Raw genomic sequence first — 19,241 nt, forward strand, 5'->3', positions numbered from 1 at the left:
TTCGTAGAGTGCGCATTGATGCGCGCCAGGACCTGTTAACCAATGGTGCGGTACGCGGTGGTGACTTTCCACAAGTAACGCGGGGCCTGCGCTGCCGGATGTTTATCCTGCACGTGCTGATAAAACTCATCTGGCGTCATGGCGTTGATCATGGCAATAGCCCGGTCACGGTTACGTGAGAAGGTGCGCAGCAGTGCCCCCGCCCCGTTAGCATAAGAGACAATCGTGGCATAACGCAGCGTCAGTGGATTGCGAATTCCTGCCAACTCGGAGTCCTGCAACAGCTTCAGGTAAGCCGCACCAATATCAATATTCTTCGCCGGATCGCGCAGCTCAGAAGAGGTTGGCTGACCATGACGCCCTTGAGTGCGATAGACCGCTCGGCCCGCAGTCGACGCCTTAATCTGCATCAAGCCAACGGCATTGGAACGGCTGGTCACAGTGGGATTCCCACCCGATTCGACACTAATAATGGCGCTGATTAACTTCTCATCAACGCCATAATGACTGGCGGCATCTTCGGTAAACATCGACCATGCATCATTCACTTTCGACGGCGGCGCCTGGGTTAACGGCGTATTTTTTTCGGGTACAACCGTTTTTTCCGGCTCGCTGGCACAGCCAGCCAGCAACAGCGCTGATAGCATAAGTAGGCGAATTTTCACTAATTTTTGGTTCCGCAATAAGATTGGCGCAAGCTATCATACCTGGCGCAGCGCAATGCAAAATTACCGTTTATCCTAATTAAGTAAAAAACCTTGTGCTGTCGTGACATCAGTAACGGATTTCGCCATCATCGGCAGGCCACTTTATATCAGGATGAACGCTATGCTCGCCTCTCGCTCCATTCGTCTGATCGCCCCTTCCGGCTATTGCCATAATCAGGATGCTGCGCAACGCGCCGTAAGTCGTTTAACGGCCGAAGGCCACCAACTGGAAAACCTCTCCGCAATTACGCGCCGTTTCCAGCGATTTGCCGGCGAGGATGAACAGCGTCTGAATGATATGAATCAGTTGGCCGTGTTAGAGACTTTGCCTGATATCGTTCTTGCCGTGCGCGGCGGCTATGGCGCGTCACGGTTACTTGACCAGATTGACTACGTTGGCCTGCAACGTCATTTACTCAACCAACCGATCGCACTCTGCGGTCACAGTGATTTCACTGCCATCCAGCTCGCCCTACTGGCGCAAACTGGATTGATCACCTTCAGTGGACCGATGCTGGCGGGAAATTTTGGCGCAGAGACATTATCTGAATTTACCCTGTCGCACTTTTGGCAAACGCTGACATCACCTACAGTCAATATAGGCTGGCGCAGCCTCAGTCCTGATGTGGGCCGCTGGCAAGGCACTCTCTGGGGTGGCAATCTGGCGATGATCTGTTCGCTGATCGGTACACCATGGATGCCGCAGATTGAAGGCGGGATTTTGGTGATTGAAGATGTCAACGAACACCCTTTCCGTATCGAACGCATGCTGATTCAGCTGCAACAAAGCGGTATTTTGGCGCGTCAGCAGGCGGTTATTACCGGCAGTTTTACCAGTACTGCCCTGTCGGCCTATGACAACGGCTTCGACTTTGCCACCGTGTGGCAGCGCATCCGCGACCAGTATCAAATCCCGGTGATCAGCGATTTGGCATTTGGTCACGATGCCGATACCGTCACGCTGCCACTGGGTGCCAGTGCCACCTTACAGCTTGAAAATGGCGAAGCCCAACTCGCCTTCACCGGCCACCCGACATTGCGCTAACGTCTTGCCGCAGGAGACCGACATTGAAGCCACTGTACGAAGATTTGTGGATCTCCACGCCGGAATTTCCCGCAGAAGAAACCGCAAGCGATGTGATGATGCATGGCTTCATGCTGCGCCACCCGCGCGGTAACTTGCTGATTGGTCGGGTTGAACACCCGCTGGATCATGAATTTCTCAATGATGCCGGTGGCGTGATTCGCCATTACCTTACGCACTCGCATGAAGCCGCCCCCGGCGCGGTGGCGATTCAGCAGCGCTTTAACAGCGCGCTCTATTGCCATAGCCGTTCGCTGGGTGCCGTCAGCCTGATCATCGAACCTGATGAGACCTTTACGCAACAGGAAGCCCACTTTGGTGATTTTCATCTGCTGCCCACGCCGGGCCATACACCTGGCAGCAGCAGTTTTCTCTATCACTCGCCACTCGGACAAACCTACCTGTTTGTAGGTGACACCCTGACCTGCGATTACAACCGTTGGATCAGCGTGCTGGTCCCGGAAAGTAATCCCATGGAGCTGCAACAGTCACTGGAGCTTTACCGCGCGCTGCGACCTGATGTGGTGCTAATGAGTACCACGCGCGGTCATCTCTCCTGGGCAAAGGTGGACTTGCCCGGCTGGCTGGCGGCGATTGATGAGGCGGAGCAGTCGCCGCTGGATCTGCGCCAGCAGCAACTGATTTGATATAACGCTGAGGCGCCGTTAAGAGTTAGGCCGTTGGCTGTCGTCGTAGCGTTCCAGTGAAAGGATCTCCGTATCGCGTTTTTCCGTGCGATTACACGGCAGCAGCTTATCGCTATTGGCGTAGACAAAGAACGTATCGCCATTGTCCTTGTTCACAAGCAGCTGATCGCCGTTACGAAAACGCGTAATGGCCACCTTGTCCCCACCTTTTATACTGGTGCGCTGTTGTCCAGCGGCTATCTGGAAGTGACGCGTCGGCCACATCAGAGTGCTTAAGCCGTATTCCGCACGGGAAACAGTCATGGTCGCGCGTCCAGGACAGGTGATTTGAAATTCGGTATCGCTCCAGGCTGGCATGATATGGCACGCCGCTAAGCCAACGGCAATCGCTATCGCCTTCATGGGATTCTCCACTGCGGTTAGATGATGATTTTGTTGGGATTTTGTGGAGAGGAGCGTAACACAGAATGGCGCAGAGTGACGTTTAATGGCCCGCCAGATGCGGGCCAGTCAGGATTGAATCAGGAAAAAACGTTAGTTCACCGAATTCATATCCTTGATTTGATTACGGTTTATTTGCTGTTGCTTACCATCAATATCTTTGTAAGTAATCATGCCGGTATCTTCATCTACCACCGGTTTGCCTTGCGCCACGATGGTTTGCCCGTCAGTGGTATGGATTACATGGTCAGATGCACAACCCGCCAGCATTAGGCCGAGGCTAAAAGTACCAATCAATAACAGTGTCTTTTTCATCTCATCCTCCTTTTGGATTCACTCTCAGGTTTAGCACAACCCACAGGAAAGTGAACCAGGAGAAAGACTAATGCGAATTTGCACAATCGCTGCGCGTCAGCCGATATCGACTGAGCAGCAGCTATATTGCATGGATTTTCCACCGCAAACGGGTGGGAAGAAAGGTTTGTCTTGGGGATTACTCTGCCGCAACCTGCGCAGCGACCAGCATTAATGCCAGACCCGCTGCTTCTGAGTCGAAGCGTTGCATCACTTCTTGCAGGGCCGCTACGCAGTTCATTACCTGCTTTTTCTTGTCGGCTTCTAGTTTGTCGATCGCGTGTTGAAGAATCATTAAACTGGCTTCTTCTTCTCTCATAGATTTGCCCTTGTTTTGCTTACCTGATGCGCAACGCTGGCAAGAATAACGTTTATCTGCTACCAAAGTCACCCCTTTACATTCTTACCGCTTAACGATTAAGCAAATGACAAATGGGAAGCGGCGCCAGACCTGCTATGATCAGCGTATCAGTGTGCATTTATGGGCCACTGCAAACCAGGGAACGAACCAGGACAGGATCATGTTGCGAATCACGGCGTTACTTACCCTCTTATTTTTACTGGCTGGCTGTAGTTCAACGCCGAAAGGTGTCGACTGCCCCGGCGAAGTGTCGACCATTTATGGGCAGTCGATGGGCCATACGGAAGCGCGTATTTTCGATTTAGTTAGCGCCTTCACGGTGACGCGGGATGGTGTGGCCGTTAAAAGCGGTACCCTGCACTCCAGCGACCGATTCCAGTATGTGCCGTCTGCCATCACCTCCGAGGGATTCACCGCCCAACGACTGTCCGATAAGCAGTTCAGGCTAATTAACCCTTATCAGAACACCATGATTACCTGGACGTGTCCTTAAACGTGCTTAGCAGTGCGAGATGGTTTATTGTCAGGCTTCCTCACGCTGCGGACCTGCATCATGGAAAAGAGTCTGGATAATAACGGCTATATCGAGTTTCCCTTCCCCGCCACCACCAACGCCGATGGTTCGGTGAATCCGTGTGGTTTTGACCTTACGGTAGAAACCGAACGTATTGATGAGATCGCAGCGGGAGAACATTCCGAAAATTTGCGTCGCTTACTGGAAGAGGTCAATTTGCAGGATGGCGTGTTTATGACGCTGGCCTGTGACTGGCAACAGCGCGAGGACGGTGTTTGCGGTTTTATTGACATTGCCTTCCGCCCTGCACTGTCCAGCGGCAGCAGTGAAGAGACGCAAAGTCTCGACCAGGCTTTTGAACTCTATCTTGGACGCCAGGAGAAGCAACACAATATGCAGAGTGGCACTTTGGTGAACTATGCCCGCGCCGTGCTTGATTGGGGCTGGTCGCCACTGCATCAGCGCCATATGCGCTATGAGAAAGTCACGGTTCGCTATTACTGCCAGCAGGCTGAAGACGCTGAATGGTGTTTTGACCATCTGCGCCATTTTTTAGTGACCTGGTATCCAGCCTATCGCGGCAAATCTTAATGGCGTTATGGTTTCACCAGACGAATCGCATGTTCCAGCATGCGTTGTTCGTCACGTTCATCATGGGCGCGATGATGGCGGGTGCGCTGCAACAAATCGGTGATCTCCGCCCGCTTGGTTTCATGGCCGCATTCGGAAAGAACAATGACGGCATCACCAATGACCCGGCACACTTCATCGTAATCATCTTCACTCAGTACATCGCGTTTCATTGTTCCCCCAGGACCCATTTGGCTGGCGTGATAGCCATCGCAGGTTACCCTTCAAGCCTGGACAGAATTCCCACATCCTGCAAACCGCTGTTACAACCTGGTCTGAGTCTCAGTTGCTGCACTGAGATTATGTGACTACGCTGAAACGTAACATTCACAACCATCAGGGAGTCATTATGACTGGAAAAGCGGAAGCAAAATTGAATGAAGCAGCGGGTGCAGTAGAAGAGAAAATCGGTGAGGTCACCGGTTCGCGTAAACATCAAGCCCGTGGCGCAGCACGTCGTTACCCTGCGCAGGCCAGCTACGCAGTGCAAGATGCCGCAGATTGTGTGGTGAAGTCGGTACGTGAAAATCCCGCCACCGGTCTCGCTGTAGCGGCCAGTATTGGCATCATTGTCGGTTTTCTTTTGGGAAGAAAATAAACTGAATTCGGGGGCCATCATGGCCCCGTCATGAATGAGAGTGCCCTACGTCGTCCTGCCGTTCCTTTATATGCTCGTCTGGCGTTTCAGCCACATCAGCCGTGTTGTTTTCCACATCCAGATGACGACCATGGTGAAAGGTGATGTTCACAGGGATATTCGGTAATTGTGCACAGCTGCCGAATGAAACCAGCAGAAAAAACCACGCCACGATAAATTTGCTACCCATCTCTTCAACCGCCCGCTCTGATTTCGTCGGCTAAGATTGCCTGAGCGAGTGCAAATTAGCGTCAATATCACGCAAAGCTGTGTGGGCAGATGTGAGCAATCAGGCTTGGGTACGCCGTGCTTTGTAGCGCGCCACCATGGTCATGAGTGCCTGATAAATCAGCCCCGCATACAAGCTCTTCACCACCACCATGCTGATTGCTTCCCCTTGTGCTTGCCATGACATAAACCACATGAATACACCCCACAGCAACGAAAACAGCAACCAGCCTTTTACAAACTTGATGACACCCTGCATACCACCTCCAGAATCTGAAGCGCTGAAGATAACGGTTTCACCGGCAAAAGACACGGTTGATAAAGCCTGAGTGTTAACTGTTTCAAAGTTTTGCTGAATGTGTTGCTGAGCCTCTCCACTTTCCGTGAAACAAACTCGCACAGAGAGACTTTGCGGTATTCAACTCCCTTTACGAGATGGCTAGTGTGGCCATCACCACGCTCGATGACGTGCCAATCAGATTGCAAAGGTGTGTATCGTGTGTATAATCCCCATTCAAGGACAGCCATGAAAAGCGCAGAGTTGATAAAGCTGTTGAAGCGCAACGGATGGATTCTGGAGAGAATTAAGGGTAGCCATCATCAATTCTCACATCCTGATTTCGTCCACCTTATTACGGTGCCGCATCCGCAAAAGGACCTTAAGAAAGGCACCCTGCTGCAGATACTGAAAGACGCCAACCTCAATGATCGGCACTAATTGCCCCATCACCCAGCAGGAGAGATTATGCTATTTCCCGCCTTTGTAGAAATCGATGCTGATGGCTCCGCAAGCGGTTTTTTCCCCGATGTAACCGGGTGCTATTTTGCAGGTGACACCCCGGAGCAGACGCTGCACGATGCACACAGCGCATTACACACGCACTTCGAATTAATGGCAGAAAAAGGTCTGTTGATCCCAGAGCCCTCGAACCAGTGGATGAACAATCTTCCTCAGCCGGGAATATGGATATACGTGGAGATTGATATCACGCGCTACCTCGGTAAATCCGAGCGCATCAATATCACCATGCCTCATCTGTTAATCGAGAAGATTGATCGTGTTGTGGGTCATGATGCGCGTTATAGCAGCCGCAGCCACTTTCTGGCGGAAGCAGCACGCAAAGCGCTGTCGCATTCGTGAGCTGAAACCCAGAATGCGCACGCGTCGCTTATAGTCCCTAGAAGGAATATGTTTGAATTCCCGCCAACGTTGTCAGGCCTGTGGTTGAAATGAATTATTTAAGTGATATCCAGAAGTTTATTGAAGGCAATTCCCTGTTATCTACCCCGTTTAGCCTGCTGCTGTTAGTGATTGCCGGTCTGGTAACCCATCTAATCTGTAAATTCTTACTGGTGAAAGTGGTGCGCAAGGTGTTTTTCAGCGCACACAAAAATCAAGTACCGTTAGATAAGGATGTGCGTCTTTCTGAGAAACTGTCCAACTTTATCCCGGTGATCACGGTTTATTATCTGCTGCAGTTTATGCCGGATTTGCCCGAACATTTGCAGATTGCGATAAAAACCATCTGCGGCATCCTGTTCTTTATTTATCTCTCGCTGTTCTTTACCGAAGTACTGGAGATCGTTAATAACTCCTACTCCCGCAAATCAAAACGTAAAAACCACTCCATCAAGGGCTACATTCAGGTCGGTAAGATTCTGGTGCACATTATCTCGGCGATCATGATTCTGGCAATCATGTCGAATAAATCGCCGGTGATCATTATCTCCAGTCTGGGTGCAGTGGCAGCGGTCTTGATGTTGGTGTTTCAACATACTTTACTTTCACTGGTGGCAAATATTCAGGTGTCATCCAATGATGTTCTGCAATTGGGTGACTGGATTGAAATGCCCGATAACGGCCTCAGCGGTGAAGTGATCGACATTGCGCTGCACACCATCACCATTCGTAACTGGGATAACACGCTTTCGCGTATACCGACGAAAAACTTCCTGACCGAAACCTACACCAACTGGCAAGCGATGTTCGCCTCAGGGGCACGCCGAATCATGCGCAGTTTTCATCTTGACCAGACCTCAATTCGCTTTGTCGATCAAGAGATGGTGCAACAGATGAGTCAGGTGCGTGGCGTGAACGAACAGCTGTCGGCGTTAATGGATGGACGTGACAGCAGCGTGGTGGGTGATCGCTGGTTTGCGGAAAATGGCATGACCAACCTAACGGTATTTCGCAAATATCTGACTGCCTGGCTGGCACAGCGTGATGACATCAAGAAAGACATGTACCTGGTGGTGCGCACGATGAAGCCCTCACCTGAAGGGTTGCCCGTCGAAGTGTACTGTTTCACCTCATCGGTGCTGTGGGTCGATTATGAGAACTCACAATCAGCGATCTTTGAATATATTTACGCCATCCTGCCACAGTTCTCACTGCGAACGTATCAGCATCCGACTGGCCATGATTTTTGGCGGCTGTCGCAGCCGCGGGAAAAATCATCACTTTCGCATGACAGTGACGGCCACTAATCAGACTTAGCAGGCGCTTCCGCGTCTGCTACTTCTCGACCAGCCCAGTCAGATAGTTTTTTCCCTACCTCAATTCTGGTAAGATTTATCCCAATTAACACCCTGATTGTTATCTTCATTTCACTGTTGCTTATATTCGGCGATAGCTTTGCCACCGATGAGCAATCAAAAATAATCGATTTATTGTCAGGATTTAACTGACCGTCAATGATGCTAAAACTTTTTGCGCGATACTCTTCGATTGGAGTGATCAATACGCTCATACATTGGGCACTGTTCGGCCTGCTATATGCCTTGGGCTCGCCGCAGTCGCTGGCAAATTTCCTCGCTTTTTGCGTTGCCGTTACCTTCTCTTTCTTTGCCAATGCCCGCTGGACCTTCAATACCCAGGCTACCCATTTAAGATATCTGCTTTATGTCGTTTTTATGGGAGCACTCGCTTTGGGAGTGGGTCGGGCTGCCGACCGGTTCGCCATCAACCCGCTGGTTACGCTTATTTTCTTCTCTCTGCTAAGTTTGCTGGCCGGTTTTTTCTACTCACGCTTCATCGTTTTCAGGATTAAAAAGTGAAAATTTCTCTGGTGGTCCCTGTTTTCAATGAAGAGGACGCGATACCTATTTTTTACCGCGCCGTTAAAGAAAAACTCAGCCAGTATGAGATTGAGATAATTTTTATCAATGATGGCAGCAAAGATGCTACCGAACGCATTATCAACGCGTTATCAGATGCTGACTCAGCCGTTAACGCGATCAGTTTTGTGAGAAACTTTGGCAAAGAGGCGGCATTGCTGGCTGGGCTTGAACATGCTAACGGCGATGCGGTGATCCCGATTGACGTCGATTTGCAAGATCCGATTGAAATCATCCCAGACATGATCGCCAAATGGCAGGAAGGCTGGTCGGTAGTGCTGGCAAAGCGCAGTGACCGAAGTAGCGACACTAATTTCAAGCGTAAAACAGCGGAATGGTTTTATCGTCTTCACAATAAGATTAGCCATCCCAAAATTGAAGAGAACGTGGGTGATTTCAGACTCCTGTCGCGCGAAACCGTTGAGAACATAAAACAGTTACAGGAAAGAAACCTTTTTATGAAAGGTCTTCTCAGCTGGGTGGAAGGTGAAACAGCGATTGTTGAATATGCGCGTTCAGAACGCATCAGCGGCACAACAAAATTCAATGGCTGGAAATTATGGAACCTCGCACTTGAGGGACTGACCAGTTTCTCAACGTTTCCGCTACGGATGTGGACTTACATCGGCTTTACCGTCGCTGCACTGTCATTCATTTATGGCATATGGATGGTTATCGATAAATTGGTGTGGGGAAATCCCGTTGCAGGCTACCCTTCCTTGCTGGTTTCCATCCTCTTCCTTGGGGGGGTGCAGTTGATCGGTATCGGTGTACTTGGCGAATATATCGGCAGAATTTACATTGAGAGTAAACAAAGACCACGTTACTTAATTAAGAGTATTAAAGGGAATACAAAATGCTAAATGCACCACGCTCGCAAAAAATAGCCTGGATAGCCATCACGCTATTTACGCTAGCAGTCTCATGGTTCTTAACTTTTCGTTATTTCCCGTATGAGCCTGATGTAGCTAACAGCCCGATTGTTTGGCGTGCCTTCCTCAATGAGGGGTTTTCCATCTTCCGTGACTGGCTCCCGACCCCAGACAACTGGTACTTTACCGTTTATCCGGTGAATTTTATCTTCTTTACCTTGCTGTCGGATGATGGTCGATTTGCTCTCACCTTATCCACGGTGTTCTTTGTTTTCCTTACTCCATTACTGATTGCGGCGGTCAATAACGGGGCAAATCGCAAAAACACCTTTATATTAGCGCCCATCTTGATTGTGTGCTTACCCGCATATTGCTACGTCAGCGGTTTTATCGCGCATCCCTTTTCACATTATTCCACTCAATTTTTTGGCGTACTGGTTTTCACCCTTTGCTTCTTCAACTTGCAAAAACGTTCTACTGGCATGGTGCTGCTGTATAGCTTGATATCGATACTGTCTGCCGTTTCAGATCCCTGGTTTGCTGCCACCTTCTTCTTGCCGCTGTTACTGGTTCATTTTTATTTCTCATGGAATAAAACCATCAGTAAAAAGGCCACGGCAATCTTCCTGATCGCATTTATCTTCACCATGATTCATGCAGTACCGCGCTGGTTACATATCCCTGTGCAACGTTTTACCCTTGTGCCCGTGGATCAGTGGTTCATTAATGCAGAGTGGGTAGTGCATATCCTGGGTCGTGGATTGAATCTGTTCTTTATCGATAACAGTATTGCCTATGCCGTGTCGCTGATACTTTGGGTGGCTCTCTTTCTTCATGCGATGGTAATTTGCTGGAATAAAGGTGAAAAGGCACGTTTTATTGCCCTCTTTGCTTTCCTCAGTATCGCGGCCATCATAACCTCGTTTATCATCGGTTATGATATGCCTTATGAGGGCAGTGCACGCTTCTTTGTCAATGCATTTTGTTTCGTCATGATGCTGGTTGCTCTTCGGTTATCTTTTAAGGGGAATATGTTTATTGGCTGCATCTTAGCCTTATTCTTAGCCTCTTCGGGCTACTCCTGGTATAAAAATACTGGCCCCTTCGCAGACCATGAAGCACAAACCAGAGCGTATATCGCGTTCCTGCAGCAAAACGATCTGACTTTTGGCTACGGTGATTTCTGGAAGCTCTCCAATAACGTTAACTGGCTTTCAGATAACAAAATCCATATCACCCCCGTTCTGTGGGAAGATAATTATCAGATCATGTTCTCCAGCTCACGCGGGCAAACACTGCGCTCATGGTTGCAGCCAGCGTTTATTGCGCAATCACCTGAAAGACAGTTTGTATCCATTCCCGCTATTGCGACGTCAGATGCAAACAGTGAAGCTAACCGACGTGTAGCGGCCATTCGTCAACAGCTTGGTGAGCCCGATGAAGTAAAAACTTTCGCCGGGATGACTTTCTTTATCTATAACCACAGAATTACGTTTAATTAATTCGAAGTAATGGACAAATAAAAACGGGAGCCCATTGGCTCCCGTTATGCATTCTGCCTGAAGGCAAATTACATATTAGCGATGATCGCGTCACCAAACTCTGAACATTTCAGCAGTTTAGCGCCATCCATCAGACGCTCGAAGTCATAGGTCACGGTCTTAGCGGCGATTGCGCCTTCCATGCCTTTAACAATCAGGTCTGCAGCTTCGAACCACTCCAGGTGACGCAGCATCATTTCAGCTGACAGGATAACCGAACCTGGGTTCACTTTATCCTGACCGGCGTACTTAGGCGCAGTACCGTGGGTTGCTTCGAACAGTGCGCACTCGTCACCGATGTTTGCGCCCGGTGCGATACCGATACCGCCTACCTGTGCCGCCAGGGCATCAGAAATGTAGTCGCCGTTCAGGTTCATACAGGCGATAACGTCGTATTCTGCTGGACGCAACAGGATCTGCTGCAGGAAGGCATCCGCGATCACGTCTTTAACGATGATCTCTTTACCGGTGTTCGGGTTCTTGAACTTCATCCATGGGCCGCCATCGATCAGCTCGCCGCCGAACTCCTCTTTCACCAACTGGTAGCCCCAGTCTTTGAAAGAGCCTTCGGTGAACTTCATGATGTTGCCTTTGTGGACCAGGGTCAGAGAATCACGATCGTTGGTGATGGTGTACTCAACCGCTGCGCGTACCAGACGTTTAGTGCCCTCTTCAGAGCACGGCTTCACGCCGATACCACACTGCTCAGGGAAGCGAATTTTCTTCACGCCCATCTCTTCGCGCAGGAACTTGATCACTTTATCCGCTTCTGGCGTACCCGCTTTCCACTCGATACCTGCGTAGATATCTTCAGAGTTTTCGCGGAAGATCACCATATCGGTATCTTCTGGACGCTTAACCGGGCTTGGCGTACCGGTGTAGTAGCGAACCGGGCGCAGACACACGTACAGATCCAACTCCTGACGCAGCGCAACGTTCAGAGAACGAATACCGCCACCGACTGGGGTTGTCAGCGGGCCTTTGATGGCAACGCGATATTCTTTAATTAAATCGAGGGTTTCTTGCGGCAGCCAGACGTCCTGACCGTAAAGTTCTACTGATTTCTCACCAGTATAAATTTCCATCCAGGAAATTTTACGCTCGCCGTTGTAGGCTTTCTTCACAGCGGCATCAACCACTTTCAGCATGACAGGGGAAACATCAACGCCGATGCCATCACCTTCGATATAAGGAATGACTGGGTTATTCGGAACGTTCAGTTTGCCCTGATCCAGGGTGATTTTTTGACCTTCCGCCGGAACAACTACTTTGCTTTCCATCAACCTCTCCTTCGAGCGATTTTTTGTTAATGATTTGTAAGATGCGGGTCAATACTACTTGAATATTTACGCTACGCCAATCACCGTCGTTTCGCGCTATAATGCGCCGATTGTTTCCGACTGCAAAGATCATGCGAAAAACTTCTCAACAAATTCACCAGGATAAACGTCCAAACACCGCCGCACGCAAGCCCGTGCGCCGAGACACGCGCCCAAAAGGGCCGCGCCGCGTCATACTCTTTAACAAACCTTTCGATGTCTTACCGCAGTTCAGCGATGAGGCGGGCCGCCGCACGCTGAAGGATTTCATTCCCGTTAGCGACGTCTATGCCGCAGGCCGACTCGATCGTGACAGCGAAGGGTTGCTGGTCCTGACCAACGACGGCGCGCTGCAGGCGCAGTTGACACAACCGGGCAAACGCACCGGGAAAATCTATTACGTGCAGGTGGAAGGCGCACCGCAGGAATCAGATTTATCCCCATTACGCAGCGGCGTGACCTTGAATGATGGCCCCACGCTGCCCGCTGGCGTGGAGTTGGTGGATGAGCCAGCGTGGTTATGGCCGCGCCAACCGCCGATCCGCGAGCGCAAAGCAATTCCAACCTGTTGGTTAAAAATCACTTTATATGAGGGCCGGAACCGCCAGGTGCGTCGGATGACCGCACATATTGGCTTTCCGACCCTGCGCCTGATTCGCTATGCGATGGGTGGATACAGTTTGGGCGACTTAGCCTGCGGCGCGTGGCGCGAAGTCGAGGCGTCAGTCTAAACTGGATTTTTTAATAACTTTTAGTTAACAAATTCGGAGGAAGGATGTTTAAACCTCATGTAACCGTGGCCTGTATTGTGCAGGCACAAGGTGAGTTACTGGTGGTTGAGGAGCGCGTCCACGGCCGCATCACCTGGAACCAGCCCGCTGGACACCTGGAAGCAGACGAAACCATTATCGAAGCCGCCCAGCGCGAACTGTTTGAAGAAACCGGCATAGACGCGAAACCGGAATATTTCCTCGGCGTCCAACAGTGGATCGCCCCGGACGATACACCTTTTGTGCGTTTCCTGTTTGGCCTTGATTTGCCCGAAAAATGCGAGACCTCCCCACAGGATCGTGACATCGATTGCTGCTGGTGGCTGCCGCCAGAGCAGATTCTCACGGCTAATCGCCTGCGTTCACCGCTGGTCGCCGAGAGCGTCAGATTGTGGCAACAAGGTGAGCGTTATCCGCTGCAACTGGTCGCGCCGTTCCAGTGGCCTTTTCACGAGGGTGCGCGCCCGGCTTCTGCATGATAGAATGCGCCGCCTGTTTTTATCGTAATCATAGAGTGCGTCATGTCTGACAACAGCCAGAAAAAAGTGATCGTCGGGATGTCCGGCGGCGTCGATTCTTCCGTATCCGCCTGGTTACTGCAACAGCAGGGCTATCAGGTTGAAGGCCTGTTCATGAAGAACTGGGAGGAAGACGACGGTGAGGAGTATTGCACCGCCGCAGATGATCTGGCTGACGCACAAGCCGTGTGTGACAAACTCGGCATCAAACTGCACAAAATCAACTTCGCGGCTGAGTACTGGGATAACGTCTTCGAGCACTTCCTTGAAGAGTACAAAGCGGGCCGTACACCGAACCCTGATATTCTGTGCAACAAAGAGATCAAATTTAAAGCCTTCCTGGAATTTGCCGCAGACGATCTCGGTGCCGACTTCATCGCCACCGGGCACTACGTGCGCCGTGCCGATGTCGACGGCACCAGCCAGTTACTGCGAGGCCTCGACGGCAATAAAGATCAGAGCTACTTCCTTTACACCCTGAGCCACCAGCAGATCGCGCAAAGCCTGTTCCCGGTTGGCGAGCTGGAGAAGCCAGAAGTTCGCCGTATCGCTGAAGAACTGGATTTAATCACCGCGAAGAAAAAAGACTCCACCGGTATCTGTTTCATTGGTGAGCGCAAATTCCGCGACTTCCTTGGTCGTTATTTGCCCGCGCAGCCAGGTGAAATCGAAACCGTTGACGGTGAAATTGTCGGTGAGCACCAGGGCCTGATGTATCACACCTTGGGTCAGCGCAAAGGGTTGGGCATCGGTGGCCGTAAAGAGAGCAATGATGATCCTTGGTATGTCGTCGATAAAGACGTGGCGCGCAACCGACTGGTGGTCGCCCAAGGCGGCGATCATCCGCGTCTGATGTCTGTTGGCTTGATTGCGCAGCAACTGCACTGGGTTGATCGCCAGCCCATCACCGCACAGCTGCGTTGCACGGTGAAAACCCGCTATCGCCAGACCGATATTCCTTGCCAGATTATTCCGCTGGCAGAAGACCGTATCGAAGTGCGTTTTGACGAGCCGGTTGCGGCCGTCACGCCAGGCCAATCGGCCGTATTTTATCTGGGTGATGTTTGCCTCGGCGGCGGCATCATTGAACAGCGCCTGCCACTGGCAGAAGCCTAAGGTCGGCGCTGCCGACGCGATGACAGGAGTTAAGCGTGGCTAAGAACTATTATGAGATTACGCTTGCGTTAGCGGGTGTTTGCCAGGCCGCCCATTTGGTGCAGCAATTAGCGCATCAAGGAAACTGCAACACTGCCGCGCTGAATGTGTCCCTGCGCAGTGTGTTGGATCTTAATCCCGGTTCGACGCTTGCCGTCTTCAGTAACGATGAAGCCAATCTGCATTTGGGATTAGAAACACTGATGGCGGTGCTGAATAGCGGCAGTCGTCAGGGTGCGGGCGCTGAACTGACGCGTTACACCCTGAGCATGATGGTGCTGGAACGCAAGCTGGAGAGTAACAAGTCGGCGCTGAACACGCTGGCACAGCGTATTAGTCAACTCGATCGCCAGTTGGCGCATTATGAACTGGAGTCAGACACCATCACCAGCGCGATGGCAGGCATTTATGTCGATGTGATCAGTCCATTAGGCCCGCGTATCCAGGTGACAGGTTCGCCACAGGTTTTACAGAATTCGCAAGTGCAGAGCAAAGTCCGCGCCACGCTGCTGGCCGGTATTCGCGCTGCCGTGTTGTGGCAGCAGGTTGGCGGTGGCCGCCTGCAGCTGATGTTCTCACGTCAGCGCTTGCTGCGTGAAGCCAAAACCATTTTATCCCGGCTGGGCCCGGCGTATTAAGCGCCGCCCTGCCCTTAATTGTTAACGATTCAGGAGTTGCACTGATGGAATTATCCTCTCTGACCGCCGTCTCACCTGTCGATGGTCGTTACGGCGATAAAGTCAGCCCACTGCGCGCCATTTTCAGCGAATACGGTTTGCTGAAATTCCGCGTTGAGGTTGAAGTTCGCTGGTTACAGAAACTGGCCGCGACCGCAGAGATCAAGGAAGTTCCTGCATTTGATGCTGACGCAAACGCTTTCCTTGATGCGATTGTCGCTAATTTCAGCGAAGAAGATGCTGCGCGAATCAAAACCATTGAACGTACCACCAACCACGACGTGAAAGCGGTTGAGTATTTCCTGAAAGAGAAAGTGGCCGGTGTCGCAGCGCTGCACGCCGTTTCCGAGTTCATCCACTTCGCTTGTACTTCCGAAGACATCAATAACCTGTCGCATGCGCTGATGCTGGAAACGGCACGCCGCGATGTTATCGTGCCGTTCTGGAACAAAATCATCGATGCGGTGAAAGGTCTGGCGCACGAGTATCGTGATATTCCGCTGCTGTCTCGCACGCACGGTCAGCCAGCCACCCCGTCAACCATGGGTAAAGAGATGGCTAACGTCGCTTACCGCATGGAGCGCCAGCTGCGCCAGTTAGGTAAGATCGAAGTGCTGGGTAAAATCAACGGCGCGGTCGGTAACTATAACGCCCACATCGCCGCTTATCCGGAAGTGGACTGGCACCAGCTGAGCGAGCAGTTCGTGACCTCACTGGGTATCACCTGGAACCCGTACACCACGCAGATCGAGCCACACGATTACATCGCTGAATTGTTCGATTGCATCGCACGTTTCAACACCATTTTGATCGACTTCGACCGTGATATCTGGGGTTACGTTGCGCTGAACCACTTCAAGCAAAAAACCATTGCCGGTGAAATCGGTTCTTCTACCATGCCACACAAAGTGAACCCGATTGACTTCGAGAACTCTGAAGGCAACCTCGGTCTGGCCAACGCGATGATGCACCACTTGGCCAGCAAACTGCCTGTTTCCCGCTGGCAGCGTGACCTCACCGACTCCACCGTGCTGCGTAACCTCGGTGTCGGCGTAGGCTATTCACTGATCGCCTATCAGGCCACCCTGAAAGGTATCTCTAAACTGGAAGTGAACCGCGATCGTCTGTTAGATGAACTGGATCATAACTGGGAAGTACTGGCAGAGCCGATTCAGACCGTGATGCGTCGCTACGGAATTGAGAAGCCTTACGAGAAGTTGAAAGAGCTGACGCGTGGCAAGCGCGTGGATGCCGCCGGTATGCAGGCGTTTATCGACAGTCTTGAGATGCCGGAAGAGGAAAAAGCGCGTCTGAAGCAGATGACACCAGCCAATTACCTCGGCCGTGCTATCCAGATGGTTGATGATCTGAAGTAATCCTCTGCGGGCGGTCATCTGGCCGCCCCTGCTGTGACAATCTTGCCCTACTGCAGACGCATGACGGGCAAGCGTTGTTATGCTGTTTAATTCGCTTCGCATATACTCTTGCCATCATCACTGAGTTTGAAGGTAAGGAAATACTATGCGTGTTCTGGTTGTGGAAGATAATGCACTGCTGCGCCATCACCTCGCTGTGCAGTTACGTGAGATGGGCCATCAGGTGGATGCCGCCGAAGATGCGAAAGAAGCCGACTATTTCCTTCAGGAACACATTCCCGACATTGCACTGGTCGATTTAGGTCTGCCCGATGAAGATGGCATGTCATTAATTCGCCGCTGGCGCGGTGATGCCATCCGTCAGCCGATTCTGGTATTAACCGCGCGTGAAGGCTGGCAGGCCAAAGTCGAAGCGCTGGAAGCCGGTGCCGATGACTATGTCACCAAGCCTTTCCATATTGAAGAAGTCGCGGCTCGCCTGCAGGCATTGATGCGTCGTAACAGCGGGCACGCCTCGCAGATCATCTCCATGCCGCCGTTCCAGGTTGACCTGTCTCGCCGTGAAGTCACGGTAAATGATGAGCCGGTCAAACTGACCGCTTTTGAATACACCATCGTGGAAACGCTGATCCGCAATGCCGGAAAAGTGGTCAGCAAAGACTTGCTGATGCTGCAACTCTATCCCGATGCCGAACTGCGTGAAAGTCACACCATTGATGTCTTGATGGGACGTCTACGCAAAAAAATTCTCGCGCTCCACCCGACCGAAGTGATTAACACCGTGCGCGGCCAGGGCTATCGATTTGATCTCTGATTTATGAATTGGTTACGCCGTCAACGCCCCTTCTCTTTACGTGCTCGCTTTTTGCTGGCAACAGCCGCCATCGTCCTGTTTCTGTCGCTTTCCTACGGCATGGTGGCGGTGGTCGGTTATGTGGTGAGCTTTGATAAAAACACTTATCGCGTGATGCGTGGTGAGAGCAACCTGTTCTTTACCCTCGCACAATGGCAGAACAATAAGCTCACCATCGCGCAACCCGAGCGCATGACGCTGAACTTCCCGACGCTGGTGTTTATCTACGATGAGCACGGTAAATTGCTGTGGCAACAGCGCGACGTGCCCGACATCCGCAACAATATCCGTCGTGAATGGCTGCTGAAGCCCGATTTCTATGAAATCGACACCACCAATCGCACCAGTCTGGCGGCCATCGGTAACAACTCCGAGGTGAAAGAGCGGCTTCAGCAGTTGGATAGTGATAACAACGACACCTTCACCCACTCTGTTGCGGTGAACCGTTACGATGCCACCACCAATCTGCCAGCTTTGACCATTGTGGTGGTGGATTCGATCCCGCAAGAACTCCAGCACTCTGATGTGGTGTGGTCATGGTTTAGCTATGTGCTGGCGGCCAACCTGCTGTTGGTCATTCCACTGTTGTGGTTGGCTGCGCACTGGAGTTTGCGTCCTATCGGCCATCTGACGACGCAAGTCCGTGAACTCGAAACCGGGCATCGTGAAAACCTTGATGATAATCCACCGCAGGAGTTACGCAGTCTGGTGCGTAACCTCAACCTGCTACTGACCAATGAGCGTCAGCGTTACACGCGCTATCGCACCACGCTGTCGGATTTAACCCACAGTCTGAAAACACCACTGGCGGTGTTGCAAAGTACGTTACGCTCACTGCGCAGCGGTAAAGAGCTGACCGTAGAGCAGGCAGAACCGGTGATGCTGGAGCAAATCAGCCGTATTTCTCAGCAAATCGGTTATTACCTGCATCGCGCCAGCATGCAGGCTGACCACAACCCATTGCAACGCGATCTGCACTCAGTTTCGGCCTTGCTCGATAGCCTGTGCTCTGCCTTGAACAAGGTTTATCAGCGCAAAGGGGTCGACATCACGCTGGATATCTCGCCAGAGCTGACCTTTATCGGCGACCAAAATGATTTTATGGAAGTGCTCGGCAACGTATTGGATAACGCCTGCAAATACTGCCTCGAATTTATTGAGGTTAGCGCACGGCAAACAGATAAAGCCCTGCATCTGTTTATCGATGATGATGGTCCCGGCATTCCTGAGAGCAAACGCGACCTAATCTTTTTACGTGGTCAGCGCGCTGATACCTTACGCCCCGGACAGGGCTTGGGCCTGGCAGTGGTGCGTGACATCCTCGAACAGTACGCTGGCCAGGTAATCGCCACCACCAGCCCACTGGGCGGTGCGCGCATGGAAGTGATTTTCCAGCGTCAGGAAGTTGAACATCACCGCGAGTAGAAAGGCCTGTGGGCT

The 19,241-nt window shown here is 51.5% G+C and carries 26 protein-coding genes; 18 read left to right on the forward strand and 8 right to left on the reverse strand.

Annotated elements, in window-relative coordinates:
• Nucleotides 1–35 precede the first annotated feature (35 nt).
• Entirely contained in the window at nucleotides 36–665 is a 630-nt protein-coding gene (gene emtA / locus ACPUC8_RS04105; RefSeq protein WP_072214989.1) for a membrane-bound lytic murein transglycosylase EmtA, read from the reverse strand.
• 163 nt (nucleotides 666–828) lie between these two features.
• Here emtA and ldcA point away from each other — a divergent pair, with 163 nt between their 5' ends.
• Nucleotides 829–1,752 carry a muramoyltetrapeptide carboxypeptidase gene (gene ldcA, locus ACPUC8_RS04110; protein ID WP_039330609.1) on the forward strand — a complete coding sequence of 308 codons (924 nt, stop codon included), beginning with the start codon at nucleotides 829–831 and terminating at the stop codon, nucleotides 1,750–1,752.
• Nucleotides 1,753–1,775: 23 nt separating this feature from the next.
• Nucleotides 1,776–2,438 (forward strand): MBL fold metallo-hydrolase, encoded by a 663-nt coding sequence (locus tag ACPUC8_RS04115; RefSeq protein ID WP_039330611.1) that lies wholly within the window; start codon nucleotides 1,776–1,778, stop codon nucleotides 2,436–2,438.
• An 18-nt stretch (nucleotides 2,439–2,456) separates the two neighbouring features.
• Here ACPUC8_RS04115 and ACPUC8_RS04120 read toward each other — a convergent pair whose 3' ends face one another.
• From ACPUC8_RS04120 to ACPUC8_RS04130, 3 genes are all read right to left on the reverse strand, one after another.
• Nucleotides 2,457–2,840 carry a hypothetical protein gene (locus ACPUC8_RS04120; RefSeq protein ID WP_039330612.1) on the reverse strand — a complete coding sequence of 128 codons (384 nt, stop codon included), beginning with the start codon at nucleotides 2,838–2,840 and terminating at the stop codon, nucleotides 2,457–2,459.
• 132 nt (nucleotides 2,841–2,972) lie between these two features.
• The gene (locus tag ACPUC8_RS04125; RefSeq protein ID WP_039330613.1) at nucleotides 2,973–3,194 is read right to left on the reverse strand and encodes a YgdI/YgdR family lipoprotein; all 222 of its coding nucleotides are present in this window, start codon (nucleotides 3,192–3,194) and stop codon (nucleotides 2,973–2,975) included.
• A gap of 178 nt (nucleotides 3,195–3,372) precedes the next feature.
• Nucleotides 3,373–3,552: a hypothetical protein gene (locus ACPUC8_RS04130; RefSeq protein ID WP_039330614.1), complete on the reverse strand. Its 180-nt coding sequence runs from the start codon at nucleotides 3,550–3,552 to the stop codon at nucleotides 3,373–3,375.
• Nucleotides 3,553–3,754: 202 nt separating this feature from the next.
• Between ACPUC8_RS04130 and ACPUC8_RS04135 the strand changes: the two genes are divergently transcribed.
• On the forward strand, nucleotides 3,755–4,087 hold the full coding sequence (locus ACPUC8_RS04135) for a hypothetical protein (protein WP_058973030.1): 333 nt from the start codon (nucleotides 3,755–3,757) through the stop codon (nucleotides 4,085–4,087).
• 60 nt (nucleotides 4,088–4,147) lie between these two features.
• The gene (locus ACPUC8_RS04140; protein ID WP_039330617.1) at nucleotides 4,148–4,699 is read left to right on the forward strand and encodes a hypothetical protein; all 552 of its coding nucleotides are present in this window, start codon (nucleotides 4,148–4,150) and stop codon (nucleotides 4,697–4,699) included.
• Nucleotides 4,700–4,704: 5 nt separating this feature from the next.
• Here ACPUC8_RS04140 and ACPUC8_RS04145 read toward each other — a convergent pair whose 3' ends face one another.
• The gene (locus ACPUC8_RS04145) at nucleotides 4,705–4,911 is read right to left on the reverse strand and encodes a DUF2767 family protein (protein WP_034822002.1); all 207 of its coding nucleotides are present in this window, start codon (nucleotides 4,909–4,911) and stop codon (nucleotides 4,705–4,707) included.
• Between the two features lie 176 nt (nucleotides 4,912–5,087).
• Here ACPUC8_RS04145 and ACPUC8_RS04150 point away from each other — a divergent pair, with 176 nt between their 5' ends.
• Nucleotides 5,088–5,336, forward strand: coding sequence for a DUF883 family protein (locus ACPUC8_RS04150; RefSeq protein ID WP_039330626.1), 249 nt, complete (start codon nucleotides 5,088–5,090; stop codon nucleotides 5,334–5,336).
• A 28-nt stretch (nucleotides 5,337–5,364) separates the two neighbouring features.
• On the opposite strand, the gene ACPUC8_RS04155 is transcribed toward ACPUC8_RS04150, so the two are convergent.
• Both ACPUC8_RS04155 and ACPUC8_RS04160 read right to left on the reverse strand, forming a co-directional pair.
• Nucleotides 5,365–5,565, reverse strand: coding sequence for a hypothetical protein (locus tag ACPUC8_RS04155; protein WP_039330628.1), 201 nt, complete (start codon nucleotides 5,563–5,565; stop codon nucleotides 5,365–5,367).
• A 99-nt stretch (nucleotides 5,566–5,664) separates the two neighbouring features.
• Nucleotides 5,665–5,862, reverse strand: a complete 198-nt coding sequence (locus ACPUC8_RS04160) for a DUF6404 family protein (protein WP_058973029.1) — start codon at nucleotides 5,860–5,862, stop codon at nucleotides 5,665–5,667.
• A gap of 267 nt (nucleotides 5,863–6,129) precedes the next feature.
• Between ACPUC8_RS04160 and ACPUC8_RS04165 the strand changes: the two genes are divergently transcribed.
• The 6 genes from ACPUC8_RS04165 (at nucleotide 6,130) to ACPUC8_RS04190 (ending at nucleotide 11,094) form a co-directional block, all read left to right on the forward strand.
• On the forward strand, nucleotides 6,130–6,321 hold the full coding sequence (locus ACPUC8_RS04165) for a type II toxin-antitoxin system HicA family toxin (protein WP_058973028.1): 192 nt from the start codon (nucleotides 6,130–6,132) through the stop codon (nucleotides 6,319–6,321).
• A 27-nt stretch (nucleotides 6,322–6,348) separates the two neighbouring features.
• Entirely contained in the window at nucleotides 6,349–6,744 is a 396-nt protein-coding gene (locus tag ACPUC8_RS04170; protein ID WP_039330634.1) for a type II toxin-antitoxin system HicB family antitoxin, read from the forward strand.
• Between the two features lie 89 nt (nucleotides 6,745–6,833).
• Nucleotides 6,834–8,090, forward strand: a complete 1,257-nt coding sequence (locus ACPUC8_RS04175; RefSeq protein ID WP_494925619.1) for a mechanosensitive ion channel family protein — start codon at nucleotides 6,834–6,836, stop codon at nucleotides 8,088–8,090.
• Between the two features lie 210 nt (nucleotides 8,091–8,300).
• Nucleotides 8,301–8,660: a GtrA family protein gene (locus tag ACPUC8_RS04180; RefSeq protein ID WP_058973031.1), complete on the forward strand. Its 360-nt coding sequence runs from the start codon at nucleotides 8,301–8,303 to the stop codon at nucleotides 8,658–8,660.
• Nucleotides 8,657–9,583 carry a glycosyltransferase family 2 protein gene (locus tag ACPUC8_RS04185; RefSeq protein ID WP_039330636.1) on the forward strand — a complete coding sequence of 309 codons (927 nt, stop codon included), beginning with the start codon at nucleotides 8,657–8,659 and terminating at the stop codon, nucleotides 9,581–9,583. The genes ACPUC8_RS04180 and ACPUC8_RS04185 overlap by 4 nt, the downstream gene beginning before the upstream one ends.
• Nucleotides 9,577–11,094: a hypothetical protein gene (locus ACPUC8_RS04190; RefSeq protein WP_494925620.1), complete on the forward strand. Its 1,518-nt coding sequence runs from the start codon at nucleotides 9,577–9,579 to the stop codon at nucleotides 11,092–11,094. The genes ACPUC8_RS04185 and ACPUC8_RS04190 overlap by 7 nt, the downstream gene beginning before the upstream one ends.
• 68 nt (nucleotides 11,095–11,162) lie before the next feature.
• Here the strand turns inward: ACPUC8_RS04190 and icd are convergent, their stop codons facing one another.
• Nucleotides 11,163–12,413, reverse strand: coding sequence for an NADP-dependent isocitrate dehydrogenase (gene icd / locus ACPUC8_RS04195; protein WP_039330638.1), 1,251 nt, complete (start codon nucleotides 12,411–12,413; stop codon nucleotides 11,163–11,165).
• Nucleotides 12,414–12,544: 131 nt separating this feature from the next.
• On the opposite strand from icd, the gene rluE reads away from it, so the two are divergent.
• From rluE to phoQ, 7 genes are all read left to right on the forward strand, one after another.
• Nucleotides 12,545–13,183 (forward strand): 23S rRNA pseudouridine(2457) synthase RluE, encoded by a 639-nt coding sequence (rluE, locus tag ACPUC8_RS04200; RefSeq protein ID WP_494925621.1) that lies wholly within the window; start codon nucleotides 12,545–12,547, stop codon nucleotides 13,181–13,183.
• A 44-nt stretch (nucleotides 13,184–13,227) separates the two neighbouring features.
• Nucleotides 13,228–13,701, forward strand: coding sequence for an NUDIX domain-containing protein (locus ACPUC8_RS04205; protein ID WP_494925622.1), 474 nt, complete (start codon nucleotides 13,228–13,230; stop codon nucleotides 13,699–13,701).
• A 42-nt stretch (nucleotides 13,702–13,743) separates the two neighbouring features.
• On the forward strand, nucleotides 13,744–14,856 hold the full coding sequence (mnmA, locus tag ACPUC8_RS04210; RefSeq protein ID WP_494925623.1) for a tRNA 2-thiouridine(34) synthase MnmA: 1,113 nt from the start codon (nucleotides 13,744–13,746) through the stop codon (nucleotides 14,854–14,856).
• A 35-nt stretch (nucleotides 14,857–14,891) separates the two neighbouring features.
• Nucleotides 14,892–15,533, forward strand: a complete 642-nt coding sequence (hflD, locus tag ACPUC8_RS04215; protein WP_494925624.1) for a high frequency lysogenization protein HflD — start codon at nucleotides 14,892–14,894, stop codon at nucleotides 15,531–15,533.
• A gap of 44 nt (nucleotides 15,534–15,577) precedes the next feature.
• Entirely contained in the window at nucleotides 15,578–16,948 is a 1,371-nt protein-coding gene (purB, locus tag ACPUC8_RS04220) for an adenylosuccinate lyase (RefSeq protein ID WP_494925625.1), read from the forward strand.
• Between the two features lie 145 nt (nucleotides 16,949–17,093).
• Nucleotides 17,094–17,762: a two-component system response regulator PhoP gene (gene phoP / locus ACPUC8_RS04225; RefSeq protein ID WP_494925626.1), complete on the forward strand. Its 669-nt coding sequence runs from the start codon at nucleotides 17,094–17,096 to the stop codon at nucleotides 17,760–17,762.
• Between the two features lie 3 nt (nucleotides 17,763–17,765).
• On the forward strand, nucleotides 17,766–19,226 hold the full coding sequence (phoQ, locus tag ACPUC8_RS04230; protein ID WP_039330651.1) for a two-component system sensor histidine kinase PhoQ: 1,461 nt from the start codon (nucleotides 17,766–17,768) through the stop codon (nucleotides 19,224–19,226).
• The last annotated feature ends 15 nt before the right edge of the window (nucleotides 19,227–19,241 follow it).

It is taken from the genome of Pantoea sp. CFCC18177 (genome assembly GCF_059412425.1).